At 64.4% G+C, this 9,792-nt stretch carries 9 protein-coding genes; 1 reads left to right on the top strand and 8 read right to left on the bottom strand.

Going from position 1 to position 9,792, the window contains the following annotated elements:
* Positions 1 to 365: 365 nt before the first annotated feature.
* The 4 genes from EOA22_RS14840 to rsfS all read right to left on the bottom strand — a co-directional run bounded on the left by EOA22_RS14840 (position 366) and on the right by rsfS (position 4,047).
* Positions 366 to 1,697 (bottom strand): S41 family peptidase, encoded by a 1,332-nt coding sequence (locus EOA22_RS14840; protein WP_024502881.1) that lies wholly within the window; start codon positions 1,695 to 1,697, stop codon positions 366 to 368.
* Positions 1,698 to 3,035, bottom strand: coding sequence for a murein hydrolase activator EnvC (locus tag EOA22_RS14835; RefSeq protein WP_024502880.1), 1,338 nt, complete (start codon positions 3,033 to 3,035; stop codon positions 1,698 to 1,700).
* A 124-nt stretch (positions 3,036 to 3,159) separates the two neighbouring features.
* Positions 3,160 to 3,642 (bottom strand): 23S rRNA (pseudouridine(1915)-N(3))-methyltransferase RlmH, encoded by a 483-nt coding sequence (gene rlmH / locus EOA22_RS14830; protein WP_013529074.1) that lies wholly within the window; start codon positions 3,640 to 3,642, stop codon positions 3,160 to 3,162.
* Positions 3,643 to 3,669: 27 nt separating this feature from the next.
* Positions 3,670 to 4,047, bottom strand: coding sequence for a ribosome silencing factor (gene rsfS / locus EOA22_RS14825; protein WP_013529073.1), 378 nt, complete (start codon positions 4,045 to 4,047; stop codon positions 3,670 to 3,672).
* Between the two features lie 242 nt (positions 4,048 to 4,289).
* Between rsfS and EOA22_RS14820 the strand changes: the two genes are divergently transcribed.
* Positions 4,290 to 5,141 carry a mechanosensitive ion channel domain-containing protein gene (locus EOA22_RS14820; protein WP_013529072.1) on the top strand — a complete coding sequence of 284 codons (852 nt, stop codon included), beginning with the start codon at positions 4,290 to 4,292 and terminating at the stop codon, positions 5,139 to 5,141.
* Between the two features lie 9 nt (positions 5,142 to 5,150).
* Here the strand turns inward: EOA22_RS14820 and EOA22_RS14815 are convergent, their stop codons facing one another.
* From EOA22_RS14815 to proB, 4 genes are all read right to left on the bottom strand, one after another.
* A complete protein-coding gene (locus tag EOA22_RS14815) occupies positions 5,151 to 6,434 on the bottom strand; it encodes an MFS transporter (RefSeq protein WP_013529071.1) in 1,284 nt (427 codons plus the stop codon).
* Positions 6,435 to 6,502: 68 nt separating this feature from the next.
* Positions 6,503 to 7,090, bottom strand: a complete 588-nt coding sequence (locus EOA22_RS14810) for a nicotinate-nucleotide adenylyltransferase (protein WP_013529070.1) — start codon at positions 7,088 to 7,090, stop codon at positions 6,503 to 6,505.
* A 163-nt stretch (positions 7,091 to 7,253) separates the two neighbouring features.
* Positions 7,254 to 8,540: a glutamate-5-semialdehyde dehydrogenase gene (locus tag EOA22_RS14805; RefSeq protein WP_063169216.1), complete on the bottom strand. Its 1,287-nt coding sequence runs from the start codon at positions 8,538 to 8,540 to the stop codon at positions 7,254 to 7,256.
* A gap of 3 nt (positions 8,541 to 8,543) precedes the next feature.
* A complete protein-coding gene (gene proB, locus EOA22_RS14800; protein ID WP_013529068.1) occupies positions 8,544 to 9,734 on the bottom strand; it encodes a glutamate 5-kinase in 1,191 nt (396 codons plus the stop codon).
* Positions 9,735 to 9,792: the final 58 nt, after the last annotated feature.

Raw genomic sequence — 9,792 nt, 5'->3', positions numbered from 1 at the left:
CTTTTCCCTGAGCGCGATCGCGCCGGAGACGCCTGCCAGCGCCAGCACGGCCACCGTCGCCATGATCGCACCGCCGCTGAGCTTGCCGGCGGCGCGCGGCGGCCGGACTGCCTGTCCGAGCGGGCGTTCGATGTCCTTGCCGATATCAGTCAAGCGTAATCCCCGGGCGCATGGCTCCGAAGGCGAAGCCACTTCGAAACGGCATGCGCGAATTCATCAATCCCGGCGCACCCCCGCGCCATGCCTTGGGAGCTTTGCCTCGCCCCCGAATCAAACTGCCGGAACCTTTCGGTCCCGGCAGCATCGCATTGCTTCCATCATGCTCAAACAGAAAGATGGAGCGGCGCGTGCGCCGCTCCAGATCCCTACTGGTTGAGAACCGCCTTTTGCGGATTGGGCGGGAAGGACGGATCGGTCTTCTGGCCACGCAGCAGCTGCTCGGCATAGATGAGCTGCAGATCGTCTTTCGGATCCGGCGGCACATAGGCGGCCGAGCCCGAACCCGTCGTGCTCTCGTCGGCGCCCTTGATATGGCCCTTGAGATCGGATTCGCCACGCGTCAGATCCCTGCCCTGCAGTTCCGGCGGCAGTGGCTGTTCGACCTTGATGTCGGGCGTGATGCCCTTGCCCTGGATCGACTTGCCGGACGGCGTGTAATAGAGCGCCGTCGTCAGCCTGAGCGCACCATTCTCGCCGAGCGGAATGATGGTCTGCACCGAACCCTTGCCGAAGGACTGCGTGCCGACCACCGTGACGCGGCGCAGGTCCTGCAGCGCGCCGGCGACGATTTCCGAGGCACTGGCCGAACCGCCATTGACCAGGACGATCATCGGCTTGCCGTTGATGTCGTCGACCTGCTTGGGCTTGGCGTCGAAGCGGGTGACGTCCTTGGGGTCGCGGCCGCGCGTCGAGACGATCTCGCCGCGGTTGAGGAAGGCATCGGACACGCTCACCGCCTGGTCGAGCAGGCCACCCGGATTGAGGCGGAGATCCAGAACGTAGCCCTTCAGCTTGTCGTCGGGAATCTGCTTCTTGATGGTGTCGATGGCGTTCTCGAGGTCGTCGTAGGTCTTTTCGGTGAAGGAGGTGATCTTCATGTAGCCGATGTCGTTCTCGACCCGGAACTTGACCGCCTTGACCTTGATGATGTCGCGCACGACCGTCAGTTCGATCGGCTTGTCGGCGCCCTGGCGCAGGATGGTCAGCTTGATCGGCGTGTTGACCAGGCCGCGCATCTTGTCGACCGCATCGTTGAGGGTCAGGCCGCGAACCTCTTCGCCGTCGATCTTGGCGATGTAGTCGCCGGCCAGCACGCCTGCCTTGGCGGCCGGCGTGTCGTCGATCGGCGTGATCACCTTGACCAGATCGTTCTCCATGGTGACTTCGATGCCGAGGCCGCCGAACTCGCCCTTGGTCTGGACGCGCATATCCTGCGCCTGCTCGGCATTCATGTAGGAGGAGTGCGGGTCAAGCGAAGCCAGCATGCCGTTGATGGCATTCTCGACCAGCGACTTGTCGTCGGGCGGCGTCACATACTGTGCCCGCACGCGCTCGAAGATATCGCCGAAGATCGCCAGTTGCTTGTAGGTCTCCGACCCTGCAGCGTTCGCCGCCGAGCCGGGTGCGCCATAGACCAGGCTCATGGCGGACGCGCCCATCAGCGCACCGGCAAACAGAAGCGACAGTTTCCGCATTATTCACGTCCTTCCAGAAAAACGGTCCGCCCACCATGGGGCCGGATCGACGGGTTTTCCATCCTTGCGGAACTCGACATAGAGTTCCGGCGTGGCATTTCCATTCTTCGAAACCGAGGTGCTCGCCACCCGGGCCTCTCCCATCGCACCGATCGGCTCTCCTGCAAGCACTGATTGACCGGTCGCGACGCTGATTCTGCTCATCCCCGCCAAAACGACATGATAGCCGTCGCCTGCGTTCAGGATCAAGAGTTGACCATAAGAGCGAAACGGCCCCGCATAAAGCACATTTCCATCCGCCGGCGCGGTAACGATGGCTCCCGATTGTGTCGCAACCATGTCGCCTAGCATCACCGCGCCGTTACCGTCGTCGGCGCCGAATCGCCGCTTGATGCGGCCGGTCACCGGCAGTGCGATCTGTCCCTGCAGCGCCGAAAAGGGCACCGCGGCGGCAAGTTGGTTGCTTTCCGGAACGGGCAGCGACGCCAGTTCCGCCGGCGCGGATGTCTTGTCGCCATCCGCCGTCTTCTGCTCAGCGGCCTTGGCGGCATCGGCGGCCTTGCGGCTCTTGTCGGCCTGCGCTTCGAGCGAGGCGATCAACTCTTTCAGGCTGCCGGCCTTGGCCGCCAGCGCTTCGGATCGCTGCTTTTCCGCGGCCATTTGCGTTTGCGTGTCGGCTTCGAGCTTCTGCTTGGCCTCCAGCAGCATGCCGAGCCGCTTCTTTTCCGCCGTCTGGTCGCCGACCGCCGCCGTCAGCCGCGCCCGTTCGGCCTCGATCGACGCCGTAATCCTGGTCTGTTCCTTGAGATCGGCAAGCAGGCTATCGGTCTGCTGGCGCAGTTCCGGCACCACCGCGCCGAGCAGGATGGCGCTGCGCACCGACGACAGCGCGTCCTCGGGCTTGACCAGGATCGCCGGCGGCGGGTTGAGGCCCATGCGCTGCAGCGCGCCCAGCACTTCGGCCAGAACGTCGCGCCGCGCCATCAGCGAGGCGCGGATCTTCTGTTCCTGGCCCTTCAACCCTTCCAGCCTGGCGCCGATGTCCTCGATGTCCTGGCCGAGCTTCTGCTCGGTCATCGCCGACTGGATCAATGCGGCGGTGATCGAGGCGTGATCCTTCTTGATCGTCGCGATGTCGGCGGAGAGCTTGGCCAATCGTTCCGACGACAGCGTGATCTCCTTCGAGACCCGTTCATATTCGGCCCGGCTCTGGTCCGGATCGGGAGCCAGGTCGAGCGTGTTTTCCGCCCGCCCCGCATGCAGCGACAGCACAAGCACCGCCGCCGCGATTCCGCAGCGCGCGCGCCATGAGCCCGTTCTTGATTTTCTGTCTTCAGACATTGAAGCCCGACTCTATGCGTGGCTTCGTTAACGAACAATCAACCATGTTCGAAACCGCCCACTCGATGCAATGTTACGTTGGCATTGGGGCGGAAATCCGGGTGTGTCGCACCAATTCACCGGCTTACGAGCGATGGTAGGGATGTCCCGAAAGGATAGTGGCCACACGATAAAGCTGCTCTCCCAGCATCACGCGCACCAGTTGATGCGGCCATGTCAGCAATCCGAACGACATCACCAGTTCGGCCTGGTCGCGCAGCGACTGATCGTGGCCGTCGGCGCCGCCGATGGCGATGATCAGCGCCTTGCGGCCACCGTCACGCAACAGGCCGAGGCGCCCGGCGAAATCTTCCGAGGAAAAGCTTTTGCCGCGTTCGTCGAGCAGGATCAGGGCGGTGCCGGGCTGCAACTGCGTCTGCAGTTTCTGGCCTTCCTCACGCCGGCGCTCGTTGGCAGTCTGGCCGCGCCCCTCGGCTATTTCGGCAATGCCGCCAAATTCAAGCCCCACCGCCGGGCCGCTCTTGGCGAAGCGCTCGAAATAGCGGTCGGCCAGCAGCTTCTCGGGGCCGGCTTTCATCCGGCCCACGGCATGAACTGATATCTTCATCCTTGCCTTGTAAGCCGCGCGAACGACTTAGTGGAGCGTTTCTTCCTCGAGGTCCGGCGCCTGCCACATCTTTTCGAGATTGTAGAATTCGCGGACTTCGGGGCGGAAGACATGGACGATGATGTCGCCAGAATCGATCAGGACCCAGTCGGCGCCGGACAGCCCCTCGACGCGCGCGGTGCCGAGACCGGCATCCTTGATCGCTTTGAGAAGATGATCGGCGACAGCCGCGACATGACGGTGCGATCGGCCCGAAGCGACGACCATATAGTCGCCGAGGCTCGATTTCCCCTGGATGTCGATGGAGACAATATTTTCGGCCTTGGAGTCTTCCAGACTGGCAAGGACTGTCTTGATGGCGCGGGACACGGCGTCGTCTACGCTGATCCTGGCCGGCGAAGGCATGATATCGGCCTTCTTCCGCAGTGCTGTTCTCAGTGTATTTCCTTTCGCAGCAAGAACAACCAAATCACCCCTTGAAGCAGGTGACACCACTTAGATAGGCAGAGTTCCCTGACAGTTTCAAGACGGGACCCTGCCTCGCACGAACGTATTGTCGCTCCTGTGGTTCCGCCGCACACCGGAAAAGATCGGAACCCTCGCCGTCGGCATGGGTTATCGGCTCACCGACCAACCGGATTTCCCCCATGCCGATCGACCCGCAAAACGCCTTCCTCAGCGTCCAGGCTGGCCTCGCCCAACTGAGCACGCTGATTGTTTCCTACTCCTTCTCGGCCATCGGTGCCGTTATCCTCTTGATCGTCGGTTATATCGTCGCCGGCCTTGCCGAACGTTCGATCTTCGCCGGTCTCGGCCATATCCATGGTTTCGACGCGACGTTGCGGCATTTCTTCTCCAAGATCGTCCGCTATGCCATCCTGATCCTCGTCACCATCATGGTGCTCGGCCAGTTCGGCGTGCAGACGGCCTCGATCATTGCCGCGATCGGTGCCATTGGCCTCGCCATCGGCCTGGCGTTGCAAGGCACGCTGCAGAACATCGCGGCCGGCATCATGCTTCTGGCACTGCGGCCGTTTCGCATCGGCGAGTCCGTCGAGGTCGGTTCGATTGCCGGTACGATCGAGGAGATCGGCCTGTTCGCAACCAAGCTCAGGACGGCCGACGGGGTCTACATATTGGCGCCCAACTCGACGCTGTGGAACCAGCCGGTGCGCAACTTTTCGCGCAACGGGGTGCGCCGCAGCGACATCACGCTGAGCATCGGCTCCTGGAACGACATCGACCGCGCTCAAAAGACATTGCTTGCCATTGCCGCCGCCGAACGGCGGGTCAAGCGTGAGCCGGCACCGATCGCTTTCGTCGCGACATTGGGCGATAGCACCGTTTCGATTGCCTTGCGCTACTGGACATCGTCGGCGGACTTCTTCGCCACCCAGACCGATCTCACCAAGCGCGCCAAGCAGGAATTCGATAGCGAAGGCATATCGATCCCGCTGCCGCCACCGGAAGCCCCGTCGCCGGAAGCCCGTCGACAATAGTCGGGTGGCTCAGTGCCGGCCCTCATCGTCCGGTGCGAAGGCGAGTTCGACCGGCAACGGCGCCTGCGCCGTCATCGGTGCGAAACTGCCGGTTTCGCCGACCGGGACCGCACGCGTCGTGAACACACGCAAAAGCACGAACAGGCAGAAGGCTGCGGCGATGAGAACAGCCACATAGATGAAAGCCTGCGTTCCGAAGACGGCCGACAGCGCCGTCACGATGCCGGGCACGACGAAGCCCGACAGCGACCAGGCAAACAAAAGCGAACTGGACAGCGCCACCATGTCGTCCTTGCCGGCGCGGTCGGCGGCGTGCGCACTGGCCAGCGAATAGATCGATTCCGAAGCGCCGTCCCACACGATGTAGATCACAACCAACGCGGCCAGCGCGCCGCCATCGAACCCGAGTGCAAACAGGCCGGCGACCATGGCGAGCGCGGATGCGGCGATCAGCACATAGCGGCGGTCGGTTCGGTCGGAAATCCAACCAAGCGGGATCTGCAGGATCAGCGTGCCGAGAGGCATCGCCGAAAGCAGCAGCGCCACGTCGGCCTGGCTGTAGCCCTTGGCCGTGGCGTGGATCGGTGCGAAGCCAGCAATCGACATCGACAGGCCGCCGACGGCAAGCATGCCGGCGACGCCGACCGGTGAAACCCGCCAGGCACGGCGCAGCGCCACCGAGGCCGCCTGCGGCGCCGGCGGCTGGGCAAGTTTGGTCATCCCGACAGGGAGGATCGACAGCGCGGTGAAGACGATGCCGATCAGCGGCGCATCCGCTGTCCTGATATCGACCAGCGCTAGCGTCGCGTAGCCGACGCCGAGCCCGGCGACATAGGCAACGTAGAAGAAAGCCATCACCCGGCCGCGGATGGCGTTGGCAACGGCATCGTTCAGCCAGCTCTGCGCGACGATGAACAGGCCGCATATGGCAAAGCCGTAGAGCGCGCGGGCGGCTATCCACAGCAGCGGAAGGACCCCGGCGCCGACAGCGGCGTTGGCCAGCGCGATCAGCGCCGACAGCACCATGAAGGCGCGGGCATGGCCGACCCTTCGCACCAGCGGTCCGGTCAAGATGCAGCCGGCGAGCCCGCCGGCCGAAAGCCCGGTGATGATCAGCCCGGCCCAGGTCGGATCGAAACCCTCTGCGCCAAGCCGGACCGGGATATAAGCAAACATCAGCCCGTTGCCGACGGCAATCAGCGCCATCGACACGATGACGCTGGCAATCGCGATCAGCGGCGTGGGCTCGGCGCCCTGCTCGGCTTCGCTGCGGTTTTTCCTGGGAATCGACATGCCTGCTCAGGATTGCCCATGAAACGGGCAAAGGAAGCGATAAAAGCGACATGGCCGGGCGGCCGGGCTCACCCCTTCGCCAGCTTGCGGATCGCGCTCGATGACAGCGACGAGCGCGGGCCGTGAATGAAGGTCCAGGCCGGCGCCTTCATGCGGGCAAGCCGCGGCGCATCGCCCTCGTCGATGCGGGCATAGTCGAAGGTCTTGGCGACGACCGAGGACAGGAACGACAGCGTCGCGCCCGGGCGGTCGATGACGGCGATCGGGAAGGTCATGACGATCTCGCGCCAGCGCTGCCAGCGATGGAAATCGCGCAGGCTGTCGGCACCCATGATCCAGACGAAATCGACACCGGGGTTGCGCGCCTTGACCAGCGCCAGCGTATCGGCGGTGTAGCGGACGTGATGGGCGGCTTCGAAAGCGGTGACCTTGATCTTCGGGTTCTTGGCGATCTGTTCCGACAGCTGCAGCCGTTCGCCCAGCGGCGCCAACTCCCTGGTGTTCTTCAGCGGATTGCCCGGCGTCACCATCCACCACAACTGGTCGAGCGCCAGGCGTCTGAGCGCGATCTCGGCGACCAGCGCATGGCCGGCATGCGGCGGATTGAACGAACCGCCGAACAGGCCGACGGCAAGGCCTTTCTCGGCGTGCGGCATTTTGAGATAGTGGGAGGAGATAGCCTCCTTACCCTCGTCCTTGTGGGGAGGGTCGATCCGCGAAGCGGAGCGGGGTAGGGGTATCGCGGAATTCAGCGTCGTCCCCCCACCCGGCTCGCTGTGCTCGCCACCCTCCCCACAAGGGGAAGGGTAAGACCAGCGCTCAAGGTCTCACCTGTCCCGACCCGCGCACACGGTATTTGAACGACGTCAGCTGTTCGACGCCCACCGGTCCGCGCGCATGCATCTTGCCGGTGGCGATGCCGATCTCGGCGCCCATGCCGAATTCGCCGCCGTCGGCGAACTGCGTCGATGCGTTGTGCAGCAGGATCGCCGAATCGATCTCGTTGAAAAACCGCTCGACGGCTTGCGCATCCTCGGCGACGATCGCCTCGGTGTGATGCGAGGAAAACGTCTCGATATGCTCGATCGCACCACCGATACCGTCGACCAGTTTTACCGCGATGATGGCATCGAGATACTCGGTGATCCAGTCGGCATCGGTCGCCGGTTTGGCGTCGAAAAACACTTTCAGCACCTCGGCATCGGCATGGATTTCGCAGCCGGCGGCGCGAAGTGCATCAAGGATCGGCACCAGATGCGTGGAGGCAACCGCCCGGTCGACCAGCAGCGTCTCTGCGGCACCGCAGACGCCGGTGCGTCGCATCTTGGCGTTGACGGCGATCCTGACAGCCATATCGAGCTTGGCGGAACGGTCGATGTAGAGATGGCAGATGCCTTCGAGATGCGCGAAGACCGGGACCCGCGCCTCGGCCTGCACCCGTCCGACCAGGCTTTTGCCACCGCGCGGGATAATGACGTCGAGGTTGCCGCCCAACCCCTTCAGCATTTCGCCGACGGCGGCGCGGTCGGTGGTCGGCACCAGCTGGATGGCATCCTCCGGCAGGCCCGCTTGCTTCAGCCCTTCGACCAGGCAGGCGTGGATGGCGGCGGAAGAATTGAGCGAATCCGAACCGCCGCGCAGGATCACCGGATTGCCGGCTTTGAGGCACAGCGCGCCGGCATCGGCGGTGACGTTCGGGCGGCTCTCATAGATGACGCCGACGACGCCGAGCGGCGTGCGCACGCGCTCGATATGCAAACCGTTCGGCCGGTCCCACTGCGCGATCACGTCGCCAACCGGATCCCGCAGCGCGGCGATTTCGCGGATGCCGTCGGCCATGGCGCGGATGCGCGCCGGATCGAGCTTCAGCCGGTCCATGAAGGAGGTGGAAAGCCCGGATTCATGACCATTCGAAACATCGATGGCGTTGGCGTCGAGAATGTCCTGCTCACGGGCCACAATCGCCTCGGCCATGGCCAGCAGTGCGGCGTTCTTGGCGGCGGTTGTGGCAATGGCCAGCGGCCGGGCGGCAGCGCGGGCGCGCCGGCCGATATCGGCCATCAGCGCGACAGTGTCATCCCCGGATTTTTCATGCAGTTTCAGCATGGCTCATCCTCCGCTTACATCGCCACCGACCGTGACTTGGTCACCGGCCCCTGTTTGGTCGCCGGCCCGTACTTGGTCACCCGAATGGCTCACCACAAGGTCATCGCGGTGGATCATCGCCGAACGCGCCTCGTAGCCGAGCACGGTTTCGATCTCGGCCGTCTTCAGGCCCGCGATCCTTACGGCATCGGCGGCATCATAGGCAACCAGCCCGCGCGCGATCTCGCGGCCCTCGGGCGACAGGATCGCCACCGTGTCGCCGCGCGAGAAATTGCCGCTGACCAGCTTGACGCCGGCCGGCAGCAACGATTTGCCCGACAGCAGCGCGCCGATGGCGCCGGCATCGACCGTAAGCCGGCCGGCCGGCTCGAGCTGGCCGGCGATCCAGGTTTTGTAGCCCTTGACCGGGTTGCTGCTCGGCCGAAAGAAAGTAGCGCGCTCGCCGCGTTCGATCGCCATCAGCGGCGACAGCCGAGTGCCCGACGTGATGATCATCGCGGTGCCGGCGGCGGTGGCGATCTTGCCGGCATCGAGCTTCGTGCGCATGCCGCCGCGCGACAGCTCGGAAGCGGCCGCACCCGCCATCGCCTCGATATCAGGCGTGATGCGGTCGACCACCGGAATGAATTTGGCGTTGGGGTCGCGCGCCGGCGGCGCGGTGTAGAGCCCGTCGATGTCGGAAAGCAGCACCAAAAGATCGGCGCCCATCATGGTGGCGACGCGGGCCGCCAGCCGGTCATTGTCGCCGTAGCGGATTTCGGAAGTCGCCACCGTGTCGTTCTCGTTGATGACCGGCACTGCCTTCATCTTCAAGAGTGTCGAGATCGTCGCCCGCGCGTTGAGATAGCGGCGGCGCTCCTCGGTGTCGCCGAGCGTCAGCAGGATCTGGCCCGATTTCAGGCTGCCCTTGCCGAGCGCGTCCGACCAGGCGCCGGCCAGCGCGATCTGTCCCACGGCTGCCGCCGCCTGGCTCTCCTCCAGTTTCAGGGCTCGCTTGCCGAGGCCAAGGATGGTGCGGCCAAGCGCGATGGCGCCGGACGAGACGACGAGGATTTCAGCGCCGCCCTGGGCCAGCCCGGCAATGTCGTCGGCGAGCGAAGCCAGCCAGTCGCGCTTCAGGCCCGTCGCGCGGTCGACGAGCAGCGCCGAGCCGATCTTGACGGTGATGCGCCGATATTTTCTCAGCGACTGCATGACCCTATTTGTCCCAGCGCGTCTCGACCGGCGCCGCGATCTGCGCGCGCGCCTCAGC

Origin of the sequence: Mesorhizobium sp. M7A.F.Ca.US.014.04.1.1 (assembly GCF_003998745.1) — a bacterium.
GTDB lineage: Bacteria > Pseudomonadota > Alphaproteobacteria > Rhizobiales > Rhizobiaceae > Mesorhizobium > Mesorhizobium ciceri.
This window is presented reverse-complemented; position numbering and strand designations above follow the sequence as displayed.